We start from the raw sequence: 22,495 nt of genomic DNA, 5'->3' as shown, positions 1-22,495 counted from the left end.
GCATGAGGGTTGGTAAATGATTGAGCACATGAGCTGTGATGAACGTTTCATCGCCCTGGCAAAAGAACTCGGCTACGACATCTATGGCGAGAACACCGCCGGTGGGCATTATGCTCCGCTGGTTCGGCATCATGACGAACTGTACGTCAGTGGCCTGGTGCCGCGCATGAACGGAAAGATGCAGTATCCGGGCAGAGTCGGGCTGGAGCTCAGCCTGACGGATGCGCAATCGGCCGCCAGTATCAGCGCGATGCGCGGGCTGGCGCTGATAGTCGACGCCATTGGTTCGCTGGATAAGATCAAGTCGCTGATACGGATAACGGTCTATGTGAAATCCACGGCGGATTTTGTAGACCTGAGCGAAGTGGCCAACGGTGCGTCGGATGTATTCAGCCATGTCCTGGGGGACGCCGGTAAACATACTCGAACGACTGTGGGTGTTTATCAATTGCCAAAGAATGCCGCGGTGGAAGTTGACATGATCGCAGCCCTGAGACCCTCGGTGTTATAAGTATGGGGTCGGCGGCTTTACAGTCCTGAGGGGTTGGCCTAAGGTTCGGTCATTCAAGTCGACCAAACAAGTTGGAACTCGCGGATGAATAACGTTCAAGGTGCGTTTTTTTCATATAAGGACTTTCGCCAGAGTTTGCACCAGCCGCCGGCCAGTGCACGGGTATGGAAGGCGGCCGAACTTGCAGGGGTGCGCCAGAGTCTCGAGAGCAGCGAAGTCGATATTGTCGCGCTGGCCCATGAAAGAACTATCGAAGGTTGCAAGCTCACGCCGGGCATGGCGGTGTCCATGCAATGGTTGAAACCCGGTACGGTGTTGAACGGCCACGTTCATGCCTGGTGGCACCTGTTCATCATACAGTCCGGCAGCGGCGCGTTGACCCTGGGCGAGGCCGATGAAGTGGGCGTCAGCACCGGCGACGTGTTGCTGGTGCCGGCCTGGACCCGCCACGGCTTCGTCAACACCAGCGCCACCGAACCGCTGGCCATGCTGAACATGAGCAACATGCCGCAGATGGAACTGCTCGCCGGTTCAGCCATGGCCTGATCACCCGCCCGCCGTCATTTTCCCTCTGCTTCACAAAAAGGGAGTCCGCATTTGCTGACTCCCTTTTTCTTTTTTGCTGCCCCAGCCGAATCCTCCCGGTCATCCGTATTTTCGAGTTTCTGTATCGATAGAAACAGAGAATTTCTGTATCTGTTCAGCGCCTGGGCAACTAACTAGGATAACTTCCAAGGCAACGGATTAATGGGCTTGATGCAAGGGAGCGTTCTATGGAAAGTACCAGGTTTAAACTGTATGTTGGCGCGGATTTTGTCAGTGCTTTTGCAATGTCGGCATTTGTGGCGCTAAAAGAAAAGCAACTTTCATTTGATCTTGTCACGCTGGATTTAAAGGCGCGAGAAAACTATCAGGCCAGTTATCGTGATGTATCGCTGACTTGCAAGATTCCCACCTTGGTTCACGAAGGTTTTGCCCTGTCGGAATCTTCGGCCATTGCCGAATACCTGGAGGAAGTTATACCGGGGCATAACAAATTATTCCCGCTGGACATCAGGCAGCGCGCCCGCGCTCGTCAACTCCAGGCCTGGCTGCGCAGCGATCTGCTGGTGATACGCAAGGAGCGTCCGGCGGACCTCATCTACTTCGGCAAAAAAGATAACCCGCTGTCCGACGAGGCCCTGGCCGCTGTCGGCAGATTGTTCTTCGTGGCTGACCGGTTGCTGGAAGAGGGCGCCGATCACCTGTTCGGCGACTGGAGCATTGCCGACACCGACCTGGCAATCATGCTCAACCGTCTGCTCGCCAATGGCGATCAGGTGCCTGCGCGACTCGCGGCGTATGTGCGCCGCCAATGGGATCGCGACAGCGTTCGGGCGTGGATGGACATGGCGCGCGTAGCGCCGGCCATCGCACCCTGAAATGTCCAAAGCCACCGCCAGGCAATCACCAGGAGCGCTGCCATGCAGGGACTGTCGGAGCAGGAAAGATACAAACCCTATAATTCACGCACCATCCGCGACACGCCGTACTGGCAGAAACTGACGCCAGCGCTGCAAGAGGCCATGACCGTGGTCGCCAGGGTCATGCCGTTTCGCACCAATGAATACGTGCTGAGCACGCTGATCGACTGGAACAACATCCCTGACGATCCGATTTTTCGCATGACCTTTCCCCACAAGGACATGTTGTTGCCGGACGAGTACGCCTCGCTCAAGCAACTGATCGAGCAGGATGACGCCGTCGCCATCAAGCGCCGGATCGAGGCGATCTGGCTGCGCATGAACCCCCATCCGGCCGGGCAACTGACACACAACGGCGTGACCCTCGACGGAAAAGTCCTGTCGGGCATTCAGCACAAGTACCGCGAGACCGTGCTGTTTTTCCCCGGTGCCGGTCAGACGTGTCACGCGTACTGCACCTTCTGTTTCCGCTGGGCGCAGTTCATCGGTGAGGAAGAGCTCAAGTTCAATGCCCGTGAATCCCAGGAGCTGGTGAGCTACCTGCGGGTGCACCCCGAGGTCACCGATGTGCTGATCACCGGCGGCGATCCGATGATCATGAATACGCGCTCGCTGGCCGGCTACATCGAACCGTTGCTGCAATTGCCTGCCCTGAAAAGCATTCGCATCGGCACCAAGTCCGTGGCGTATTGGCCGCAACGCTTTGTCAGCGACAAGGATGCGCCCGAGCTGCTCGAACTGTTCAGACGGATTGTCGCGGCGGGGAAAAACCTGTCGATCATGGGGCATTACAGCCACCCGGTGGAAATCCGCCAGGAGATTGCCCGCCAGGCCGTCGAACGCATTCGCTCCACCGGGGCCACTCTGCGCATGCAGGCGCCGGTGATCCGGCACATCAACGAGAACCCTGCGGATTGGGCGGCGCTCTGGACCGAAGGCGTGCGGCTGGGGGCCGTGCCTTATTACATGTTCGTCGAGCGCGACACCGGGCCCAGCCATTACTTCGCGATGCCGCTGGCCCGGGCGTTCGAGATTTTCCAGGCGGCCTATCGCACGGTCTCCGGGCTGGCCCGCACGGTGCGCGGGCCGTCCATGAGCACCTTCTACGGCAAGGTGTTGATCAACGGCATCGAAACCGTGGCCGGGGAAAAGGTCTTCGTGTTGCAGTTCCTCCAGGCCCGTAACCCGCAATGGGTGTTGCGCACCTTCTATGCGCGATTCGATGCGCAGGCGACCTGGTTCGACGACTTGAGGCCGGCGTTTGGCGAGCGCTCGTTCTTCTTTCAGCCGGAGCCTGTGGCAGCGCCCGAATTGATACCGGTCCTGCTCGAGACAGCGTAGGACGATTCTTCAGGAGATAGGGATATGAGCGGTATTGCGTTTGATCAGCGAGAAGGGTTTATCTGGCTCGACGGCGAGTTCGTCGAGTGGTCCCAGGCGCGGCTGCATGTGCTGACCCACGGTCTGCATTACGCCAGCACGGTGTATGAGGGCGAGCGCGTCTACAACGGCAAGATTTTCAAACTGCGTGAACACAGCGAGCGGTTGTACCGCTCGGCGCAATTGATGGATTTTGTCATTCCCTATGAGCTGGCCGAGCTGGAAGCGGCCAGTGTCGAACTGCTGCAACGCAACAGCGTGGTCGAGGGTTATTTGCGCCCGGTGGCGTGGCGCGGCAGTGAAATGATTTCCACCTCGGCGCGCTTCAATCGGGTGCATGTGGCGATTGCCTGCTGGCAGTGGCCGAACTACTTCGACCCGGCCGGGCACATGGCCGGCATCCGTTTGAAGACCGCCGAGTGGCGCCGTCCACCTCCGAGCTGCAGCCCCTTCGAAGCCAAGGCGTCCGGGCATTACCAGATTGCCACACTGAGCAAGCACGACGCGGAAAACAACGGCTTTCACGATGCGCTGATGCTCGACTGGCGGGGCCACGTCGCCGAGGCCACCAGCGCCAATGTGTTCTTCGTCAAAGACCGGACACTGCACACACCGCTGCCGGATTGCTTCCTCAACGGCATCACCCGCCAGACCGTCATCGAGCTGGCCCGGGCACTGGATTACCAGGTCATCGAACGCACCATTCTTCCTACGGAGCTTGGTGACTTCGACGAGTGTTTTCTTACCGGTACTGCCGCCGAAATCACCCCGGTGCAAAGCATCGATCAGCAGCGTTATCGACCGGGCCGCGCCTGCCGCGACTTCATTGCCGCTTACACCTCAACCGTCAACGCCTGATAAACAACCAGGAACCTCACCATGTCAGATCAAGGGATTGTTGCGTCTACACCTTACGTTTCACTGGGCCACCGCCATGAGGAGTTGTCTGCGCGCGGCTGGACGGTGCTGACGCCGGACGAATTCGCCTACGATGTGCTCGGCACGCTGCATGAGTTCGGCCCGGTCATTCCGCAATTCAATGGGCAGACCGCCTTCGCCATCACCCGCAAGCCGGGGTACGAAGACTTGCCGTATTCCCAGAGCATGAACGGGATCGGCCCGCACACCGAAGCGCCGGTCTATGGGCCGCCCCCGCGCTACCTGGCGTTGCATTGTCATCGACAGGCCACGTGCGGTGGCGGGCATACGGGGTTGGTGGACGGATACGAGTTGCTGGCGCACCTCGAACGTACCGATCCCGAACTGCGCGAGTGGATCGACGACACCCCTGTCGAATTCGTCGCCACCGCCAAACCCGGCGAGGCGGCACAGCGGCGGGTCAAGGAATACATCCTGACGCCTACCGAAGACGGGGACATTTTCCGCTTCAGCTACAACCAGTTCCACTACGGCGACGTGAACCCTTCCAGGGAGGATCTGCAGCAATCGAAGGTCGCGAACAGTTCTTCGCCGCTGGCCAGGTTCGCGATCCTGGGCGAAGCGTATTTCGTGCAGCACAACACCCCGGTGCTGATTCCCGACGGGTGCATGCTGATTTGGGACAACTGGCGAATGATCCACGCCCGCAGTCGATACACTGACCCCGCGCGCAACCTGACCCGCTACTGGCTGGCCTGATTCATCCGTCCCCCATTATTCCTTTTGCGTACCCCTTGGCGGGTACGCGTCCTACAGGTATCGCGTCATGCAAACAGCAATCGAGATCGCCAAGGTCGATCATCAACTGGTCGTGCGGCTCAATCAGGCCTGGACCAAAAGAGCCACGGTGTGTGCACCGGACAAGGCCGGGGCCAGCGAAGCGTTCGATCCGACGCGTCCGGATTATCCCGAGTCCATGGTGCCGTTTTTCCATCATCCGAAGTTCCAGGCCCTGAGCGATGAGCTCAAGAGCACCGTGGTGACCTGGGGCTGGATCGGCTACAACCTGCGCACGGTGACCGCCGAAGAACATGTGGTGAACCCGGCGCTGAGCGTCATTGCCAATCAATACCTGGGCAAGAACGACTGGCATTTTCGCGAGGCCATGCAGCAGACACTGATCGACGAGCACTACCACACGCTCATGCACCTGCGGGCCATTGAGCGAACCAGGGAGGAACGTGCACTGGATCAGGATCTGGACTTGCCGCCGTCGGTGACCTACCTGCGCCTGCTTGCCCTGCATGAAGAACTGCCCGAGCAATGGCAACGGGATCTGGCGGCGATCACCTTTGCAGTGGTGGCCGAGATCAGCGTCAACGCCTACCTGGATTTGCTGGCCGATGATCAGAGCATTCAGCCGCAAAACCGTCGGGTGGCCGAACTGCATAATCGCGACGAGTATGCCCACAGCAAGATTCTCGCCGAAGTGGCCAAGGTCATGTACGCCAACATGCAGCCGGTTCAGCGGACGTTTTTCGCACAGACCTTGTCGGTAGCGCTGAGTGCCTTTGTCGCCCAGGACTACTCGATGTGGGAGGCGATTCTGACGCAGCTCGGGGTCGAGGACGCCGCGCTGATCATGGCCGACACCCGGGAGAGCAACAAGAACGCCACGATCATGCGTGACTACAGCGGCCTGCATCGTCTGGCCCAGGACCTGGGCATCAGCGACGAGATCGATTTCGATTTTCGTCCGACTCTCAACGCCCCCGCGGCGGCTTGAATCAGGAGGTGAATATGTCCGTTCCCGTGTACGAAGTGTTCGCCATCCGTGTCGGCGCCAATGCCCAGCGCACCGCCCGGGAGAATTTTCTCTACGATGCCTGCTGCGGTGATCCCGATGCATCCATGCCGCTGGATTACTACTTCTGGGTCATCCGAAACGCGCAGCAGGTGATTGTGGTCGACACCTGTTTTCAACCGGCCACGGCGGATCGGCGCAACCGTCAGATGTATCGCCTGCCGGAAGAGTCCCTGCGCCAGCTGGACATCGATCCGGCGCATGTGGACAACCTGATCCTCACCCATTTGCATTGGGACCACGCCGGTAACCTCGGGCTGTTTCCGAAGGCCACCGTGCATCTGCAGGAAGCGGAATTGCGCTTCTGTACCGGGCCGAAAATGGCCCATCGCACGGTAAACAAAACCTACGAGGTCGATGATGTGATGTCGGCGCTGCCACCGCTGTTCGAAGGGCGGATGCGTTTGCATAACGGTGTTGTCGAGGTGATTCCCGGGGTGACCTTGCACCCGGTGGGCGGGCATACGCCGGGTAGCCAGGTGGTGCGGGTGAACACCGAACGGGGATGGATTGTCCTGGCTTCGGATGCTGCGCATTTGTGGGCCAATATCCGCCAGCGCAGTCCGTTTCCGATCCTGGATGATCTGTCGCAGACGCTGGAAGCGTTCATCGAAATCGATCGTCTGGCCGACAGCGAAGACCACGTCATTCCTGGCCACGACCCGCTGATCGCCGAACGTTTCCCACGCTGGAGTGATGATCCGCACATCATCTGTCTGCACCAACGCCCAGCTTGACGATTCACCCCGGTGGGAGCGGTCGAACACCGATTTTTGTTCACTGACAATTCCCTGTGGGAGCGTGGCTTGCCCGCGATGACGTCAGCACATCCAGCACTAATGTATCTGATACGCCGCCATCGCGGGCAAGCCACGCTCCCACAGGAATTGCTTAGCCCTGGTTTTTCAGTAATTGGCCGAGGGTCGCCAGTGCTTCGTCGATCTTGGGTGAATACGGCGCGCCGCAACCAATGCGCACAAAGTGATCGAAGCGTCTGGTATTGGAAAAGATATCCCCAGGTGAAATCTGGATGCCTGCCTTCAGCCCTTCATGGAAAAGCGCCAGGGACGAGTGGTGGCGGGGCAGTTCCACCCACAGCAATGTCCCGCCCTGTGGGGTGGTCACGCAGGTGCCCGGGGGAAAGTAACGGGCGATCCCCGCGCTCATCTGCTGGCGTTGTTGCGTCAGGATTTTCCTCAAGCGGCGCAGGTAACGTTCGTAGGACGGAGTCTTCATGAACGCACTGACCGCCAGTTGCGACAAGGCTTCGCAACCACGGGACTGGGTGTGCTTGAGCATTTCCACGCGCTCGTGCCATTTTCCCGCACTGATCCAGCCCAGGCGCATGCCCGGTGCCAGGGTTTTGTTCAGCGACGCGCAATAGATCACGTTGTCGGTACGGTCCCAGTGTTTGAGCGTGGACAACGGCTGTTCGGTATCCACCAGGTCGCCATAGGTGTCGTCTTCGATCAGCACGGTAGTGTGCTGCGCACACAGCTGCACCAGCCGGGACTTGTTGGCGTCGGGCATGATGCTGCCCAACGGGTTTTGCAGGTTGGGAGTGACGATCAGCGCCTGGATTCGCTCGGCGCCTTGCAAGAGTTGTTCGAGGGCCAGCAGATTGATCCCGGCATGCGCCGTCGCCGGGATCTCCAGCACCCGCAGGTTCAAGCTTTCGAGAATTTGCAACAGGCCGTAAAAGGTCGGCGATTCCACGGCCACGGTGTCGCCGGGTCGGGTCACTGCGCGCAAGGCCAGGTTGAGCGCTTCGGTCGCACCGTTGGTGATGACAATCCGCTCTGCGGGGAGGTTGGCCTTGGCGGTCAGCGCCCGGCGGGCAAGGATGTTACGCAATGCGCTGTGACCGCAGTTCGGCCCTTGCGCGCCGAGCAGATGCTGATTCTGGCGCAGCGCCTTGATCATATGGTCCTGCAACGTCTTCAGCGGATAAAGTTCCGGGGCGCAGTAGGCACTGGCGAAGTTGACCTTGATCGTCGCACGCTGGCTGGCCCTGAGTACCCACGACACCTTTTCGTGGATGCCGACATACACATCGGTGTCGACGGGCGCGGGAGGGGGGAGAGCGCCAGGCTTGGGCAAGTCGTCAGGCTGGCGAATGTAGTTGCCGGAGCGCGGACGGGCTTCCAGCACGCCGCAGTCCTCCAGTTCCCGGCAGACCTGAACCGCGGTCGACAGGCTGACGGCGTGTTTTTCCATCATCAGCCGAATGGAGGGGAACCGTTCCCCGGTTTTCAAGGTGCCGCTGCGGATCGCATCGAGGTAGTGGTCGGCTAACTGACGGTACAAGGGGGGCGTGTGCATGATGACCTCAGCAATCGCACCACTGAAGTCTTGGGCTGGAAAGTGAGTTGACGCTCCCCGCAGGCGGACCCGTGGTGTTCAAGGGTTAAGGGAAGTGTTTTTTCTGGTGTCGATACTGAGAGAGTAATCGTGCTTTTGCTGGAGTCGCGGGCAATAAAAAGCCCCGCTCTAGGGCGGGGCTCCTGGGTGAGGCTCTTGGCTCGGCGGCGTCTGAAGCGCCGCTGGCAGGGGGTGTTACTGGGCGGCGATGCTGTAACCATCGAACGCGGTTTGCTGCTGAAGCGCGGTGATGATGTTTTTACGGTTGACCGCTTGCTCGGCCCCGGCATTGTCCAGGAAGGTCTCGTTTTCCAGCTCTGCCTCATCGCCTTCGCCGACGAAGGTCAGGCCCAGGAACTCCAGGGCTTTACGGTCTACGTTCAGACGCGAACGCGGGGTGCGCAACGGCAGCGTGACGCTTACGCCGTCCTTGCTGATGGTGAACACTTCGCCTTCTTTCTTGGCCCGGGCTGCCTTGCTCTTGCCACTGGTCGGGTTGCTGATGGCCTGGTGAGTCTGGTTCAGCACCTTCAGCGCCAGGCCATAGACGATTTCCTGGAAGGCCGGATCGTCCTTGAAGCTGGAGAGAATCCGGCTGATCGGGAATTTGCTGCTCAGGTCTTCCAGGGCCGCGATATCGGCGGCTTCGGCGTCCTTGAGTTGCTTGAGTTCGCCCATCAGTTCGTAGGCTTTGTCGTCGTCGAAACGGTCGTGAGCCTGGCGAATCGCGGCGCGCAGCTCGCGGATCTGGTCGCTTTCCCGGGTGGACTGGAACGCGTCCAGGACCATTTCGCTGATGGTTTTGGCCTGGGGTACATGCTGTGAAAGATTGATGGAGTTTTCGTATTCCGCTTTGGACGACAAGGTGACTACGGATTCAGCGGTGTTGGAATCGGACATTGAAATTTCACTACTTCTTTTAACTTGGGTTGAGGCGAGAAAGCACAGGGCCTTTTCAGGTCGCCTAATCTATTGGACCTGCGCTGCGTTGTCACGGATGAATAGGCGAGCGGATACCCCTGCAGGAGCGAGCTCGTTCGCGAAAAACCTGAGAACACCGCGGGGTGTCAGGCCTGTAACGTCATCGTTGACGACCCTCGTCGGAACGCCGTCCGGAGCTCGCTCCTGCAAGGGGAGCCGTCTTCAGGGACAGGAAAATCTGATAGAACCTCGCCGAACGTCCGCAAAACAAACCACAGGCAAGGCCTGACGCACAGGCCTTGAGCAGCACCATCGGAAGCGTCGCCGCATGGTCCGGGTCAACCTCGGCTGCGTAGCCAAAGTAGTAACTGACGGCAAAAAACATCAGATAGAGCACCAGGGTATTGAGTGTGCCCGGCAGGATCAACCCGGTTCCCGTGTTATCCAGCTCGACCCCTTCGCGGGAAAAAATCACCAGCGCGACAATGCTGCCGAACATCACCGCGGCCATCCAGCAACTGATCGATAGCAGCGGATTGATGGTCAGTCCCAGCGAATACAGCGACCAGCCGAGCAAAATCGGCGGAGTGATCAACAACGATGTTTTACTTTCGCGGGTTGGGTAGAGGGCCCTGGTGCCGAAGTAACACAGCAGCAGAAATATTGCGTAGACCCACAGCGGGGTGTTTTGCAGGGTGTTGAGCATTTTGCCGCTTCCTTGTGGAAGAGATGCAGAGAACGAAGCGGATGGGGGCAGTTCGAAGCGTTGTGCTTACTGCCCTCATCGGGCCACAGCTGTCACTTGCCATTGAACGTGGGTTTTCAGGGGCGTGATACTGTCAAAGTTGACAGTTTGAGGGATTTTTTTTGATTGAAGAGGGGCACGTTCTTTCAAATTACAACGATGCAGGCGCCACGGTCCTTCACGCTTGTCCCGGTGTATTCAGGTTCATTGAGTGCACCGCCATGGCGGACGCGGTTCGCTCATCCATCGCCAGCGAAAAGCGAAAGCTCGCGCCTCTTCCGGGACTGTCGATCAGCTGAATGTCGCGACCGTGCAACTGCAGGATCCGATGGACGATGCGCAACCCAAGCCCGCCATCGCGCCGCGCGCCCCCCATATTGAACGGACGCAGGAACAGGCCCTCGCGCAGTTCAGGTGCAATGCCGGGGCCGGTATCGCTGACGGTGACTTCGACCAAGGACCCGTGAGGCCGCAGGCTGAGTTCGATTTCTCCACCGGGTGGGGTATGTCGCAGTGCGTTGTCGAACAGGTTGGTGAGCACTCGTTCGATCAACCCCAGGTCGGCGCAGGCGGTCGACACATTGGGGGTAAAGCTGGCTTTGAGTTCGACCCGGCGCGCCTCGGCCGTCAGTTCGAACTTCTGGAAAATATCCTGCACCAGATCGGTCAGGGAGAAACACTCCAGCACCGGTTGCACGAAGCCGTGTTCCAGGCGCACCAGTTCCAGTAGCGACTGCGCCAGGCCGCCGACCTTGCGGCTTTGATCCAGGGCGATGCCCAGGTAGCGGCGACGGTCGGTGGGGGACAGGGTGGCATCCTTGAGCGACAGGGTTTCCAGGTAGCCGTGGAGCGAGGCCAAGGGCGTGCGCAGGTCGTGGGAGATATTGGCCACCAGTTCGCGGCGTTCCTGATCCTGGCGGGTCAGTGAGCGCCATTGTTCGCTGAGGCGTGCCTGCATCTGCCGGAAGGCGGCGTCGAGGACCGCGATTTCATCGTGGCTGGCAGCTTTTTCTACCGGGGCGGGCGCGGTTGGTGAGACCGGTACTGCGTCGATGTCGAACTGGCTGACTGTCTCGGTCAAACGTCGCAAGGGGCGGGTGATCAGGGCGAAAGCCGTGAGGCCGGCGATCAGGCATAGCAGCGCCACCAGCGCGATGGACAACAGGGCGGTATTGAGCGCTGCGCTGGTGGCGCCCTGTTCGGCAAGGCGGTCGCGCTCTTCGCCGAGCAACACCACATACAGGTAGCCGGCCGGTTTACCGTTGACCTGCAACGGCGCGGCGCTGAACACCTTGCGGCCATCGGCGCTGCGCGGGTCATCGCCGAGAATCGGCAAGGCATTTCCCCTGAGCAGACGCTGGATCGGCGCCAGGTCGACCTGCTGCCGGCGTATCCGCCCCTCGGGTGCCGCGCTGCCGACAATCGTGCCTTCGGTGTCCAGCAGATAGACCTCGACGCTAGGGTTGACTTGCATCAGTTTGCCGAAAAGCTCGCGCACGGCATCGGGCATCAGGCCATTCGCATCCATCAGCACCGTGTCGTGGGCAATATGCTGCGCCAGATTGCGCGACAAACCCTGCACCACCTCCAGTTCATGCATCTGGCTGGAGCGCACCTGCAGCCATGCCGAGGTGCCGCAACACAGCATCAACAGCACGGCGAACACCAGGGACAGGCGTTGCGTCAGGGTCAGCCTCATGAGCGCCATTACTCCTTCGCCGCGAACTTGTAGCCACGACCCCACACCGTGAGGATGCGTGCCGGTGGTTGATTCTCCTTCTCGATTTTCCCACGCAGGCGGTTGATGTGCGTGTTGACCGTGTGCTCGTAGCCTTCGTGGCTATAACCCCATACGGCGTCGAGCAATTCCATGCGCGAGAACACTTTGCCGGGCTGGCGGGCGAAGAAATACAACAGGTCGAACTCCCGTGGCGTGAGGTCCAGGCGGGTGCCCTTAAGGGACGCCTCGCGCGTAATCGGGTCGATGGCCAGGCCGTCGACAAGCAGGCTGCCGGCGTCCATCTTCAGGTTGCGGGCCATGGCGTCGACCCGTCGCAGCAGGGCTTTGACCCGGGCGACCAGCTCAAGGATGGAAAAAGGTTTGGCCAGATAGTCGTCGGCACCGAGTTCGAGGCCGAGAATCCGATGGACTTCGCTCGAACGCGCACTGGTGATGATGATCGGTGTATAGCGGGCCATGGCGCGGGCGCGGCGGCAGATTTCCAGGCCGTCGACTCCCGGCAGCATCAGGTCGAGGATCAGCGCATCCCAGCTTCCTTGCTGCAGCAGGCGCATGCCCTCGTCGCCATCGGCGCAGTGCACCACCTCGAACTGCTCATCGCGCAGATGCAGGCAGATAAGGTCGGCGATGTGCAGGTCATCCTCAACCACGAGGACCCGTTTGGTTTGTTCCATCAATCTCAACCCTTCGGCGCAATAGGTGCATTGTGCGGTTTTTCCTCGTCTGGAGTTATCACGAATTGTTTAACTCTGCGTGAGGATTCGGCGATCAAACCAAGCCTACGCTGTGTTCCATGTCAGGCACCTGAATTAATCGGAGAAGATCATGTTTTCACGGCGCCAGTTTCTCGTAGCGAGCGGCGGGCTGGGGGCTGCAGCCCTGGTGATCGGTGTATTGCCAAAATTTGCCGCAAGTTCCGCAATCATCAGTGATGCCAGCGCGGCGCAGGTCTTCGAGGTGGTCCACAGCGACAGCGAATGGCGCGCCATGCTCAGCGCCGAGCAGTACGAAATCCTGCGTGAAGAAGGCACCGAACGGGCTTACAGCAGCCCGCTGAACAATGAACACCGTGACGGCATGTTTGTTTGTGCCGGCTGCGATCTGCCGTTGTTTTCCTCCTCGACCAAGTTCGACAGCCGCACCGGCTGGCCGAGCTTCTGGGCGCCGCTGGACAAAGCCGTGGCCACCCGTCAGGACCGCTCCTACGGCGTACTGCGCGAAGAGGTTCACTGTCGACGCTGCGGCGGCCACCTGGGCCATGTCTTCGATGACGGGCCCAAGCCCACCGGCCTGCGTTACTGCATGAACGGTCTGGCGCTGACCTTCAAGCCGCAGGTGGCCTGATTCTTTTTCTCAACCGCCTGTGCAGCCTGCCATCCATTCACCCAGGAGTCAGCCTCATGAAAATCCTCTTCACCTGGCGTCGCGCCTTGCTAGGGCTAGCCGCCGCTGGCGTCATCGGTCAATGCGCGGCGTTCTCTTTCGGGGCCGCTGAAGAGGCGGTGCTCATTCCTCCTCCGGCCCTGGACGAAACTACCCAGGCCCGTAGCGAAACCGCAGTCCTTGCCGGCGGCTGCTTCTGGGGCGTGCAGGGTGTGTTCCAGCATGTCAAAGGCGTGAAGCAGGCCGTCTCCGGCTACGCTGGCGGTACAGCCGACACGGCTCGATATGAGCGGGTCGGCGAAGGTGATACCGGCCATGCGGAGTCCGTCGAAGTGACCTTCGATCCGACCCAGGTCAGCTATGGCACCTTGCTGCAGATTTACTTCTCGGTGGCCCATGACCCGACCGAACTCAATCGTCAGGGGCCTGACACCGGTACCCAGTATCGGTCGGCGATTTTCCCGCAAAGCAGCGAGCAGCAGCGGGTGGCTCAGGCCTACATCGCCCAGCTCGACGCCGCCGGCTCCTTCAAAAAACCTATTGTGACCCGGCTGGAAAGCTACAACGGTTTCTACCCGGCGGAGGAGGAGCATCAGGACTTTCTGACCGAGCACCCGACCTATCCCTACATCGTGATCAACGACCTGCCGAAGGTGGCGCAGTTGAAGCGGCTGTATCCGGATCGGTATCAGGAAAAACCGGTGTTGGTGAAGGCGGGGATGTGAGCAGGCAGAGGCATGGCACCCATGGTTCAAGGCCTGTCGGGCCGGTTAGTGCTTGCCCGGTGAGGTTCAAGACGGTATCTACAGGATTGGTGTCTCCTTCAGTGTCGTCAGTTTTCCTGCCCGTAGGTTAGCGATCGACTTGAGCAATCGATGCGCGTTGGCTTTTGAACTCAAGAGGTATGCGGTTTCATCAAATGCTTTGGAATTGGCCGCAGAGCCTTTTCCAAGGTGGTCGCTATCTGGTTGTTTCATGGTTCGCATCCTCTTCTCCGCATTCCGATAGGCGTGCAGTATGGATCCGTTTTCCAGAAGACTTTTCCGTGAACGTTGTAATCCCGATCCGATTTAAACGCCGGACATTAGTGCAGGTGCGAAATATTGGCCAAGCTCCGGCCATAAAAGGGTAAGGGCGGTGATATCAGTTGGTTCGTCGCATCGTACTCGCGAAAGCCATCACCTCAGTGCGGTCCTTCATTTGAAGTTTCGAACCGGTAAACCCCTCGAACAGTCGCTGATGCACGGCAAATCCACTGGAGTCATCGCGCATCCGATAACTGCCGGCCCAGTCCAGCAGGGCGATCAACAACTCATCCTTATCATCGCGCCCGGCTTCTCGCTGGCGAATATTGACGAGGCATTCCTCATCTTCAATACACAGCCAGATCAGCGCCGTGGCCCGGTGGACAAGTTCGCTGGCCATCCAGCCGTAAACCCCCTCGATCACCCAGCGCTCTTCACTGGCCGCAATCCGCGCCATCGCCAATGCCTCGCCCCGGGGCCGCGCGATACTGTGTTCGTCGGATAACCAGTGAATCGAATCCAGATCAACCCACGGCACTTGCAGATGCCTGGCCAATCGCTCGGCCAGCCAGCTCTTGCCGGAACCGGAATTGCCAATGATCAGGGTTCTGGTGAAGTCCATAAGTGACACCGATCAAACGTTTCGCAGAGCCAATCTCAACGGAAGGAGCGAGCCGGCGCCGGGCGGTGTTCCGACGAAGCAGGCGACTCTGTCCCACCCGGTCAGTCACTCTCCTCAGGCGCCACCATCCGCGTCTTCGGCGCGCCATCCGCATTCAACTGATAAATCTCCTGCGGCTGTCCTTTTTCATTAAAGAACACCTGCCCGATCCCCGCCGAATTCCACAGCCGTTCACCGGCTTCGGCATCCTCGGGTACGTGCGGAACAATGCGCATCTGCCGGCGTTTGGTCAGCCAGTTCAACGGCGAGCGTGGCGAATAGAGCCAGCGGTTGAGCCGGTCGAACCACTCGAGCAGGCGCGGCGGAAATTCGTTTTTGATGCCGCTGCTGGTGATCTGCCAGATCCGCGGCCCCGCCTTGCGATGTCGGATCAGCACTTCATAGACGAAGGAATAATGCACATCGCCCGACAGCACCACGTAGTTACCAGGTGTACGCGAGTGTCGGAAAATGTTCAGGATCACCTGCGCCGCGCCGCGATGGGCCATCCAGTTTTCCGCGTCCACCAGCAAGGGGTAGCCGAACCAGCTGAAGACGCGCTGCACGGTTTCGATCAGTTTGACGCCGAAGATCGGTGCCGGCGAAACGATGATCGCCGAGGGATGATCCAGCAGTTCCTGTTGCAGTTCGCTGAGTGCTTCCCAATCCAGCAGACCCGATGGCTGCTTGAGCGTCATCTCGCTGCGCCAGCGCCGGGTGCGGGTGTCGAGCACCACGATTGCCGGGGTGGTGGGTAGCACGAAATGCCAGTTCTGGAACCTCAACAGCTCGTCGATCAACGCGTCCTGGACATCGCTGTCGAGGTAGTGATCCTGCCCCGTGGCACTCAACGATCGGGTCTTTTCCAGCACCTCGCCGAATGCATCCGGATTATTGCCCCAGCCTTGGCACAGCATGTACGCAATCAGCGCATTGCCAATGATGCGCTTGGAGAACGGATGGCCGTAGGCCGTTTCCTCCCACTGCGCGGAAAGATTCCAGTCATCGGTAATGTCGTGATCGTCGAAAATCATCAGGCTCGGCAGATGCGCCAGCGCTCGGGCCACGTTGCCGAGACCGGCCTTGAAGCCATCGATCCGGGTCTGCTCCAGCGCATACCGCTCGCGCCGTTCGGGGATCAATTTCGGCGGTTTCGGCGCGATCAGGGTCCAGGGCGTCGGCGACCACACCAGCAGGTACATGGCCATGACCTCGGCGAAGGTCACCAGGTGGTTGTCGGCGCTGCTGCTGGTGAAAATCGGCTTGCGCGCGCCGCCGAAAAACCGGTCACGCAGGGTGTCGTTGCTTTGCAGCGCCGGCAACAGATCCGCCCGATGATAGTAACTGGCCGGGTGGTTATAGAGCTTGGCGCTGTCGCTGACCACCGCCCCTTCGAGGTACTCCTCGAACAGTCCCAGCCGCTCGATCAAGGCATGAATGGCCCGCAACGTCGGCCCCGCGACATCGTCCGCGTACACCTGGTCGCCGCTCATCATCAACAGCGCTGGTCGTTTCTCTGCCTCCGGCTCGGCCTCCAGCAAGCGATCGACACAGAGCAGACCATCCGGCGCCGGGAAGTGCGGCTTGCGGCAGGAACCGTGCAACAGTTGATCGACTTGTGAACGCAGGACGAAATTCGGGCAACCGGCCTCGCCGTACAGCAAGTGCGGGGCCCAGTCGGCGATGCCTGACTCGGTGCCATCGTCATCGATCAACAGGTCGTAGTCGATCAGCGTGTCGCAGGGCAGGGGGCTGTCCAGTGGCACATCGATCAAATGCACGAAGGCGTGAGTGCCGACCGGGACCACCGTGCACTGCGTATCGTCCAGGCGGATATCGCCGACATCCTGCAGCCGCAACGTCAGCGACAACGCCCTCGACCCCACTAGCCACAACACCAGCCGCGTGGGCTCCAGACGCCGCAACAGCGGGCCGACGAGGACAGGGGGCAGGGATTGATCAGCGTCAGACAAGGGTGAAGACATGGGCATCCGTTTCAAGACTCGAGGTGCAGAAACGCCGGATGATAACGCAGCTGGTGTAAATGAATCGTTGCTGACTTATGTCGGGTTCTTGCACTTGTCTTGCAACGGTCCGAATACCGGATAAAAGAAGGCCCGAACATAGTGCCGGACCAAGCCAGCACCAGAGGTTCAGGCGCGATTACCCAGCAATTATCACGCTCGTGCGAACCTAAGCCTCCCAACCCGCCCCACTGACCGCCGCCTGCACCAGCGGGTGCAAGTCGGCCCCCTGATGCTCGGTCTGCCAGGCCAGCAACTCCTTGCGCATGGTCGGCGCCCAGTACAGTTGCAGATGATTACGCACGCCGAGCACCGCCAGTTGCTCGTCCGGTTCGCTGGCGAAGTACTGGGCGATCTGGTTGGCCATTTTGATCAGGTTGGCAGTGCTCATCGGCGTACCTCCACTTGAGCGCCACGGGCCTGACGGCGTTCCTTGAGCAGACGGTCCTGTTCCTCGCTGAAGCTCTGGTAGCGTTTTTGCCACTCCGAAGGGTGGTAGACGCGGCTGACTTCCACGGCGGTGACCTTGTATTCCGGACAGTTGGTGGCCCAGTCGGAGTTGTCGGTAGTGATGACGTTGGCCCCCGATTCCGGGAAGTGGAAGGTGGTGTACACCACGCCCGGGGCGACCCGTTCGGTGATTCGCGCACGCAGTACGGTCTGGCCGGAGCGGCTGCCGATGCCGACCCAGTCACCTTCGTTGATGCCACGGCTCTCGGCGTCGGTCGGGTGGATTTCCAGGCGGTCTTCGGCGTGCCAGGCGACGTTGTCGGTGCGCCGGGTCTGGGCGCCGACGTTGTACTGGCTGAGGATGCGCCCGGTGGTCAGCAGAAGAGGATAGCGGTTGTTGACCTTTTCCTCGGTGGGCACGTAACCGGTGAGCATGAAGCGCCCCTTGCCGCGCACGAACTCCTCGATGTGCATGGTCGGCGTGCCGTCCGGTGCCTCGGCGTTGCACGGCCATTGCAGGCTGCCGTGGCGATCCAGTTCGGCGTAGCTGACGTTGGTGAAGGTCGGCGTCAGGCGGGCGATTTCATCCATGATTTCCGATGGGTGCCGGTAGTTCATCGGGTAACCCAGGGCGTTGGCCAGTGCAATGGTGCCTTCCCAGTCGGCCTTGCCACCCAGTGGCTCCATGACCTTGCGCACCCGGGAGATGCGTCGCTCGGCGTTGGTGAAGGTGCCGTCTTTTTCCAGGAACGAGCAGCCTGGCAGGAATACATGGGCGAACTTGGCGGTTTCGTTGAGGAAAATGTCCTGCACCACCACGCACTCCATGGCCGACATCGCGGCGGTGACGTGTTGGGTATTAGGGTCGCTCTGGACGATGTCTTCGCCCTGGCAATACAGGCCCTTGAAGCTGCCGCCCAGGGCCGCTTCGAACATGTTGGGAATGCGTAGGCCCGGGTCGGGTTGCAAGGTGACGTTCCAGGCCTGTTCGAACTGCGTCCGTACCACCTCGTTGGAGATATGCCGGTAGCCGGGCAGCTCGTGGGGGAAGGAGCCCATGTCGCAGGAGCCCTGAACGTTGTTCTGCCCCCGCAGCGGGTTAACGCCCACGCCTTCGCGACCGATGTTGCCGGTGGCCATGGCCAGGTTGGCTATGCCCATCACCGCGGTGCTGCCCTGGCTATGCTCGGTGACACCCAGGCCATAGTAGATCGCCGCGTTGCCGCCGGTGGCATACAGGCGGGCAGCGGCGCGGATGTCGGCAGGGTCTACGCCGCAGATGGTGCCCAGGGCTTCCGGTGAGTTTTCTGCGCGGCTGACGAACTCGCTCCAGCGGGCGAAATCGTTACCCTCGCAACGGGCGTCGATAAACGCCTGGTCGAGCAGGCCCTCGGTGACAATGACATGGGCCAGGGCGTTGAGCATGGCGACGTTGGTGCCCGGGCGCAGGGCCAGGTGCACTTCGGCGCGGGCGTGCACCGAGTCCACCAGATCGATGCGGCGTGGGTCGATGACGATCAGCCGCGCGCCTTCACGCAGGCGGCGTTTGAGCTGCGAGGCGAACACCGGGTGGGCGTCGCTGGGGTTGGCGCCCATCACCAGGATCACGTCGGCCTGCATCACCGAGTCGAAACTCTGGGTGCCGGCGGACTCGCCCAGGGTTTGTTTCAGGCCATAGCCGGTCGGCGAGTGGCAGACCCGCGCACAGGTGTCGACGTTGTTGTTGCCAAAGGCGGCGCGCACCAGTTTCTGCACCAGGTAGGTTTCTTCGTTGGTGCAACGGCTGGAGGTGATGCCACCAATGGAATCGCGGCCGTATGTCTGCTGCAGCCGACGGAATTCGCTGGCGGCGTAGGTCACCGCTTCATCCCAGCTGACTTCCTGCCACGGGTCGTTGATGTTTTTGCGGATCATCGGCTTGGTGATGCGATCCGGGTGGGTGGCGTAGCCCCAGGCAAAGCGACCTTTGACGCAGGAGTGGCCGTGGTTGGCCTGGCCATTCTTGTCCGGCACCATGCGCACCAGCTTGTCGCCTTTCATCTCGGCGCGGAACGAGCAGCCCACGCCGCAATAGGCACAGGTGGTGATCACGCTGCGTTCCGGCTGGCCCAGTTCGACCACGCTTTTTTCCATCAGGGTCGCGGTGGGGCAGGCTTGCACGCAGGCGCCGCAGGACACGCATTCCGACTCGAGGAAGTTATCGCCACCGGCGGCGGCCACCCGGGATTCGAAACCGCGCCCGGTAATGGTCAGGGCAAAGGTGCCCTGGGTTTCTTCGCAGGCGCGCACGCAGCGGTTGCAGACGATGCACTTGCTCGGGTCGAAGTCGAAGTAGGGGTTGGAGGTGTCCTTGACGTCGGCCAGATGGTTGTCGCCTTCATAGCCGTAACGCACCTCCCGCAGGCCGACCTGGCCGGCGACGGTTTGCAACTCGCAATTGCCGTTGGCCGAGCAGGTCAGGCAGTCAAGCGGGTGATCGGAGATGTACAGTTCCATGACGTTGCGGCGCAGGGTCGCGAGCTTGGGCGTCTGGGTGTGCACGCTCATGCCTTCGGTGACCGGCGTGGTGCAGGACGCCGGGTAGCCGCGCATCCCGTCGATCTCCACCAGGCACATGCGGCAGGAGCCGAAGGCTTCCAGGCTGTCGGTGGCACAGAGTTTGGGAATGGTGGTGCCCAGCAGCGCGGCGGCGCGCATCACCGAGGTGCCTTCGGGCACGCTGATGCTGCGGCCATCGATGTTCAGGGTGACCTGCACCTGGCTGTCGCGGGCAGGCGTTCCAAGGTCGATGTCTGTTTTCGGGTCGAAGAGGGTGATCATTGCTCGGCCTCCGAGGGCTGCAAGCCGAAGTCGGCGGGGAAGTGCTTGAGGGCGCTGGCGACCGGAAACGAGACCATGCCGCCCAACGCGCACAGCGAACCGTATTGCAGGGTGTCGCACAGGTCCTTGAGGATGATGACCTGCTCATCGCGACCGCTCTGGTCCGGCGCGGCCAGCAGACGGTCGATCACCTCCACGCCACGGGTGGAACCGATGCGGCATGGGGTGCATTTGCCGCAGGATTCCTCGGCGCAGAACTGCATGGCGAAGCGCGCCATATGGGCCATGTCCAGGCTGTCGTCAGCCACCACCACACCGCCGTGACCTAGCATCGCACCGATGCCGGCGAAGGCTTCGTAATCCAGCGGCGTGTCGAATTGACTTGGCGGCACCCAGGCGCCTAAAGGCCCGCCAATCTGCGCAGCCTTCAGCGGCCGGCCACTGGCGGTACCTCCGCCGTAGTCTTCCACCAGTTCCCGCAGGGTCAGGCCAAAGGCCCGTTCCACCAGGCCGCCGTGACGGATATTGCCCGCCAGCTGGAAGGGCATGGTGCCCAGGGAGCGGCCCATGCCGTAATCGCGATAGAACTGCGCACCTTTTGCCAGGATCAGCGGCACCGAGGCCAGGGTCAGCACGTTGTGCACCAGGGTCGGCAGGCCGAACAGGCCCTTCAAGGCAGGGATCGGCGGCTTGGCGCGAACGACGCCGCGCTTGCCTTCGAGGGAGTCCAGCAGCGCGGTTTCCTCACCACAGATGTACGCGCCGGCACCGACCCGCACTTCCATATCGAAAGCCTGGCCGCTGCCGCCGACATTGGCGCCCAGGTAACCGGCGGATCGGGCGATGTTCAGCGCCTGGCGCAAAATGGCCACGGCGTCTGGATATTCCGAGCGCACATAGATGTAGCCGTAACTGGCGCCGACGGTGATGCCGGCAATGGCCATGCCTTCGATCAGCAGGAAGGGGTCGCCTTCCATCAACATGCGATCGGCAAAGGTGCCGGAGTCACCTTCGTCGGCGTTGCACACGATGTATTTCTGCGCCGCCTGGGTGGCACGCACCGTGCGCCATTTGATCCCGGCCGGGAAAGCCGCGCCGCCACGGCCACGCAGGCCGGAATCGAACACTTCCGTCGCGGTCTGCTCGCCGCCAATGTTGACGGCCCTTGTTAAACCCTCGAAACCGCCGTGCTCCCGGTAATCGTCCAGCGACAGCGGCCGGGTAATACCGGCCCGGGCGAACAGCAGGCGTTGTTGAGTCTTCAGATACGGCAATTCTTCCACCAGGCCCAGGGCCAGTGGATGCGCGGACGGCTCGCCTTGCAGCGCTTCGAGCACGGATGGCACATCGGCCGCGGTCAGCGGGCCGAAACCGATACGGCCTTGGGGGCTGTCCACTTCCAGCAGCGGTTCCAGCCAATACAGGCCGCGCGAGCTGGTGCGCTGCAGCTCCAGGGGCAGATTGCGCTCACGGGCCTGAGTGATCAGGGCCATCGCCACCTCATCGGCCCCCACGGCACGGGCCAGCGAATCACAGGGCAGATAGAGAGCCGACATCATGCATCCTCCCGGCAAGCGTCAAGCAAGGCATCCAGGCGCTCGGCACTGAGCCGCGCATGCACCCGGCCGTCCAGCTCCAGCGCGGGCGAACAGGCGCAGGCACCCAGGCAATACACCGGACGCAAACTGATGCTGCCGTCGGCGCTGCTGCCGTGATCATCCAGTTGCAGACGCTCGCGCAACTGGGCGGCCAACTGCTCGGCGCCACGACTCTTGCAGGACTCGGCCCGGCACAGCCGCAGGATATGCCGCGCCGGCGGCGCGGTACGAAAATCATGGTAAAAGCTGATCACCCCGCGAACCTCGGCCTGACTCAGGTTCAGCGCGTGAGCAATCTCGGGGATGGCCGCATCGGGGATATAGCCGATGCGTTCCTGAATATCATGAAGGATGGGCAACAGTGCGCCGGGAGTGCCCTTGTGGCGCTCCAACAGGCTGTTGACCATCGGCAGGTGCAACGTCTCATCAGGCATTCAGCAATCCTCACGGTCACGGACAAACCAGGCGGTTGTCGGTCGTCCGAAAGTGTCGGCTGCGGCATTCACACCACGTCACGGTATCGTGGCATTCTCGGACCGTTGGCCAGGGCACCCTGAGCGGGCATCTTATTGCCCGGCGCGGTCTTTGCCGCACCTCTTAAAGGGCATAAATCAGCTTGCCACGGGGCTTTCAATTCATCTGCACCAAAGCGACGTGCCCGGTTCTTTC

The 22,495-nt window shown here is 60.9% G+C and carries 22 protein-coding genes; 10 read left to right on the top strand and 12 right to left on the bottom strand.

Features of this window, described 5'->3' with window-relative positions:
* Window positions 1-16: 16 nt before the first annotated feature.
* The 8 genes from PMA3_RS24470 to PMA3_RS24435 all read left to right on the top strand — a co-directional run bounded on the left by PMA3_RS24470 (window position 17) and on the right by PMA3_RS24435 (window position 6,834).
* A complete protein-coding gene (locus PMA3_RS24470; RefSeq protein ID WP_064679600.1) occupies window positions 17-511 on the top strand; it encodes a RidA family protein in 495 nt (164 codons plus the stop codon).
* Window positions 512-595: 84 nt separating this feature from the next.
* Entirely contained in the window at window positions 596-1,057 is a 462-nt protein-coding gene (locus tag PMA3_RS24465; protein WP_064679599.1) for a cupin domain-containing protein, read from the top strand.
* Window positions 1,058-1,284: 227 nt separating this feature from the next.
* Window positions 1,285-1,932: a glutathione transferase gene (gene yfcF, locus PMA3_RS24460; RefSeq protein WP_064679598.1), complete on the top strand. Its 648-nt coding sequence runs from the start codon at window positions 1,285-1,287 to the stop codon at window positions 1,930-1,932.
* Window positions 1,933-1,974: 42 nt separating this feature from the next.
* On the top strand, window positions 1,975-3,315 hold the full coding sequence (locus PMA3_RS24455) for a KamA family radical SAM protein (RefSeq protein ID WP_064679597.1): 1,341 nt from the start codon (window positions 1,975-1,977) through the stop codon (window positions 3,313-3,315).
* A gap of 24 nt (window positions 3,316-3,339) precedes the next feature.
* The gene (locus PMA3_RS24450; protein ID WP_064679596.1) at window positions 3,340-4,212 is read left to right on the top strand and encodes a branched-chain amino acid aminotransferase; all 873 of its coding nucleotides are present in this window, start codon (window positions 3,340-3,342) and stop codon (window positions 4,210-4,212) included.
* Between the two features lie 21 nt (window positions 4,213-4,233).
* Window positions 4,234-4,992 (top strand): TauD/TfdA family dioxygenase, encoded by a 759-nt coding sequence (locus tag PMA3_RS24445; protein ID WP_064679595.1) that lies wholly within the window; start codon window positions 4,234-4,236, stop codon window positions 4,990-4,992.
* Between the two features lie 67 nt (window positions 4,993-5,059).
* Entirely contained in the window at window positions 5,060-6,019 is a 960-nt protein-coding gene (locus PMA3_RS24440; RefSeq protein ID WP_064679594.1) for a diiron oxygenase, read from the top strand.
* 14 nt (window positions 6,020-6,033) lie between these two features.
* Window positions 6,034-6,834 carry an N-acyl homoserine lactonase family protein gene (locus tag PMA3_RS24435; protein ID WP_064679593.1) on the top strand — a complete coding sequence of 267 codons (801 nt, stop codon included), beginning with the start codon at window positions 6,034-6,036 and terminating at the stop codon, window positions 6,832-6,834.
* Between the two features lie 154 nt (window positions 6,835-6,988).
* On the opposite strand, the gene PMA3_RS24430 is transcribed toward PMA3_RS24435, so the two are convergent.
* From PMA3_RS24430 to PMA3_RS24410, 5 genes are all read right to left on the bottom strand, one after another.
* Window positions 6,989-8,419 (bottom strand): aminotransferase-like domain-containing protein, encoded by a 1,431-nt coding sequence (locus PMA3_RS24430; RefSeq protein WP_064679592.1) that lies wholly within the window; start codon window positions 8,417-8,419, stop codon window positions 6,989-6,991.
* A gap of 234 nt (window positions 8,420-8,653) precedes the next feature.
* A complete protein-coding gene (locus PMA3_RS24425; RefSeq protein ID WP_064679591.1) occupies window positions 8,654-9,358 on the bottom strand; it encodes a hypothetical protein in 705 nt (234 codons plus the stop codon).
* 181 nt (window positions 9,359-9,539) lie between these two features.
* A complete protein-coding gene (locus PMA3_RS24420) occupies window positions 9,540-10,085 on the bottom strand; it encodes a hypothetical protein (protein WP_064679590.1) in 546 nt (181 codons plus the stop codon).
* A gap of 217 nt (window positions 10,086-10,302) precedes the next feature.
* Window positions 10,303-11,823, bottom strand: coding sequence for a sensor histidine kinase (locus PMA3_RS24415; RefSeq protein ID WP_064680798.1), 1,521 nt, complete (start codon window positions 11,821-11,823; stop codon window positions 10,303-10,305).
* 8 nt (window positions 11,824-11,831) lie between these two features.
* Window positions 11,832-12,539, bottom strand: coding sequence for a response regulator transcription factor (locus PMA3_RS24410; RefSeq protein ID WP_064679589.1), 708 nt, complete (start codon window positions 12,537-12,539; stop codon window positions 11,832-11,834).
* 151 nt (window positions 12,540-12,690) lie between these two features.
* Here PMA3_RS24410 and msrB point away from each other — a divergent pair, with 151 nt between their 5' ends.
* Together msrB and msrA are read left to right on the top strand one after the other, a co-directional pair.
* Complete coding sequence (msrB, locus tag PMA3_RS24405) at window positions 12,691-13,209, top strand: peptide-methionine (R)-S-oxide reductase MsrB (RefSeq protein ID WP_064679588.1); 519 nt, start codon at window positions 12,691-12,693, stop codon at window positions 13,207-13,209.
* A gap of 56 nt (window positions 13,210-13,265) precedes the next feature.
* A complete protein-coding gene (gene msrA / locus PMA3_RS24400; RefSeq protein WP_064679587.1) occupies window positions 13,266-13,973 on the top strand; it encodes a peptide-methionine (S)-S-oxide reductase MsrA in 708 nt (235 codons plus the stop codon).
* A gap of 78 nt (window positions 13,974-14,051) precedes the next feature.
* Here msrA and PMA3_RS32720 read toward each other — a convergent pair whose 3' ends face one another.
* The 7 genes from PMA3_RS32720 to PMA3_RS24370 form a co-directional block, all read right to left on the bottom strand.
* Window positions 14,052-14,225 (bottom strand): type II toxin-antitoxin system Phd/YefM family antitoxin, encoded by a 174-nt coding sequence (locus PMA3_RS32720; protein WP_161491157.1) that lies wholly within the window; start codon window positions 14,223-14,225, stop codon window positions 14,052-14,054.
* 166 nt (window positions 14,226-14,391) lie between these two features.
* The gene (locus PMA3_RS24395; protein WP_064679586.1) at window positions 14,392-14,895 is read right to left on the bottom strand and encodes a P-loop NTPase family protein; all 504 of its coding nucleotides are present in this window, start codon (window positions 14,893-14,895) and stop codon (window positions 14,392-14,394) included.
* Window positions 14,896-14,996: 101 nt separating this feature from the next.
* Complete coding sequence (locus tag PMA3_RS24390; protein WP_064679585.1) at window positions 14,997-16,925, bottom strand: alkaline phosphatase D family protein; 1,929 nt, start codon at window positions 16,923-16,925, stop codon at window positions 14,997-14,999.
* A 202-nt stretch (window positions 16,926-17,127) separates the two neighbouring features.
* Window positions 17,128-17,349: a formate dehydrogenase subunit delta gene (locus PMA3_RS24385; RefSeq protein WP_064679584.1), complete on the bottom strand. Its 222-nt coding sequence runs from the start codon at window positions 17,347-17,349 to the stop codon at window positions 17,128-17,130.
* On the bottom strand, window positions 17,346-20,228 hold the full coding sequence (gene fdhF, locus PMA3_RS24380; RefSeq protein ID WP_064679583.1) for a formate dehydrogenase subunit alpha: 2,883 nt from the start codon (window positions 20,226-20,228) through the stop codon (window positions 17,346-17,348). Before fdhF ends, PMA3_RS24385 begins: the two co-directional genes overlap by 4 nt.
* Entirely contained in the window at window positions 20,225-21,787 is a 1,563-nt protein-coding gene (locus PMA3_RS24375; protein ID WP_193408117.1) for a formate dehydrogenase beta subunit, read from the bottom strand. The genes fdhF and PMA3_RS24375 overlap by 4 nt, the downstream gene beginning before the upstream one ends.
* A complete protein-coding gene (locus tag PMA3_RS24370; RefSeq protein WP_064679581.1) occupies window positions 21,784-22,260 on the bottom strand; it encodes a formate dehydrogenase subunit gamma in 477 nt (158 codons plus the stop codon). Before PMA3_RS24370 ends, PMA3_RS24375 begins: the two co-directional genes overlap by 4 nt.
* Window positions 22,261-22,495 lie beyond the last annotated feature (235 nt).

It is taken from the genome of Pseudomonas silesiensis (genome assembly GCF_001661075.1).
GTDB lineage: Bacteria > Pseudomonadota > Gammaproteobacteria > Pseudomonadales > Pseudomonadaceae > Aquipseudomonas > Aquipseudomonas silesiensis.
This window is presented reverse-complemented; position numbering and strand designations above follow the sequence as displayed.

Coding starts and splice junctions, on each gene's coding strand:
- PMA3_RS24470 (WP_064679600.1), top strand. CDS start 17: ATGATTGAGCACATGAGCTGTGATGAACGTTTCATCGCCCTGGCAAAA.
- PMA3_RS24465 (WP_064679599.1), top strand. CDS start 596: ATGAATAACGTTCAAGGTGCGTTTTTTTCATATAAGGACTTTCGCCAG.
- yfcF (WP_064679598.1), top strand. CDS start 1,285: ATGGAAAGTACCAGGTTTAAACTGTATGTTGGCGCGGATTTTGTCAGT.
- PMA3_RS24455 (WP_064679597.1), top strand. CDS start 1,975: ATGCAGGGACTGTCGGAGCAGGAAAGATACAAACCCTATAATTCACGC.
- PMA3_RS24450 (WP_064679596.1), top strand. CDS start 3,340: ATGAGCGGTATTGCGTTTGATCAGCGAGAAGGGTTTATCTGGCTCGAC.
- PMA3_RS24445 (WP_064679595.1), top strand. CDS start 4,234: ATGTCAGATCAAGGGATTGTTGCGTCTACACCTTACGTTTCACTGGGC.
- PMA3_RS24440 (WP_064679594.1), top strand. CDS start 5,060: ATGCAAACAGCAATCGAGATCGCCAAGGTCGATCATCAACTGGTCGTG.
- PMA3_RS24435 (WP_064679593.1), top strand. CDS start 6,034: ATGTCCGTTCCCGTGTACGAAGTGTTCGCCATCCGTGTCGGCGCCAAT.
- PMA3_RS24430 (WP_064679592.1), bottom strand. CDS start 8,419: ATGCACACGCCCCCCTTGTACCGTCAGTTAGCCGACCACTACCTCGAT.
- PMA3_RS24425 (WP_064679591.1), bottom strand. CDS start 9,358: ATGTCCGATTCCAACACCGCTGAATCCGTAGTCACCTTGTCGTCCAAA.
- PMA3_RS24420 (WP_064679590.1), bottom strand. CDS start 10,085: ATGCTCAACACCCTGCAAAACACCCCGCTGTGGGTCTACGCAATATTT.
- PMA3_RS24415 (WP_064680798.1), bottom strand. CDS start 11,823: ATGAGGCTGACCCTGACGCAACGCCTGTCCCTGGTGTTCGCCGTGCTG.
- PMA3_RS24410 (WP_064679589.1), bottom strand. CDS start 12,539: ATGGAACAAACCAAACGGGTCCTCGTGGTTGAGGATGACCTGCACATC.
- msrB (WP_064679588.1), top strand. CDS start 12,691: ATGTTTTCACGGCGCCAGTTTCTCGTAGCGAGCGGCGGGCTGGGGGCT.
- msrA (WP_064679587.1), top strand. CDS start 13,266: ATGAAAATCCTCTTCACCTGGCGTCGCGCCTTGCTAGGGCTAGCCGCC.
- PMA3_RS32720 (WP_161491157.1), bottom strand. CDS start 14,225: ATGAAACAACCAGATAGCGACCACCTTGGAAAAGGCTCTGCGGCCAAT.
- PMA3_RS24395 (WP_064679586.1), bottom strand. CDS start 14,895: ATGGACTTCACCAGAACCCTGATCATTGGCAATTCCGGTTCCGGCAAG.
- PMA3_RS24390 (WP_064679585.1), bottom strand. CDS start 16,925: ATGCCCATGTCTTCACCCTTGTCTGACGCTGATCAATCCCTGCCCCCT.
- PMA3_RS24385 (WP_064679584.1), bottom strand. CDS start 17,349: ATGAGCACTGCCAACCTGATCAAAATGGCCAACCAGATCGCCCAGTAC.
- fdhF (WP_064679583.1), bottom strand. CDS start 20,228: ATGATCACCCTCTTCGACCCGAAAACAGACATCGACCTTGGAACGCCT.
- PMA3_RS24375 (WP_193408117.1), bottom strand. CDS start 21,787: ATGATGTCGGCTCTCTATCTGCCCTGTGATTCGCTGGCCCGTGCCGTG.
- PMA3_RS24370 (WP_064679581.1), bottom strand. CDS start 22,260: ATGCCTGATGAGACGTTGCACCTGCCGATGGTCAACAGCCTGTTGGAG.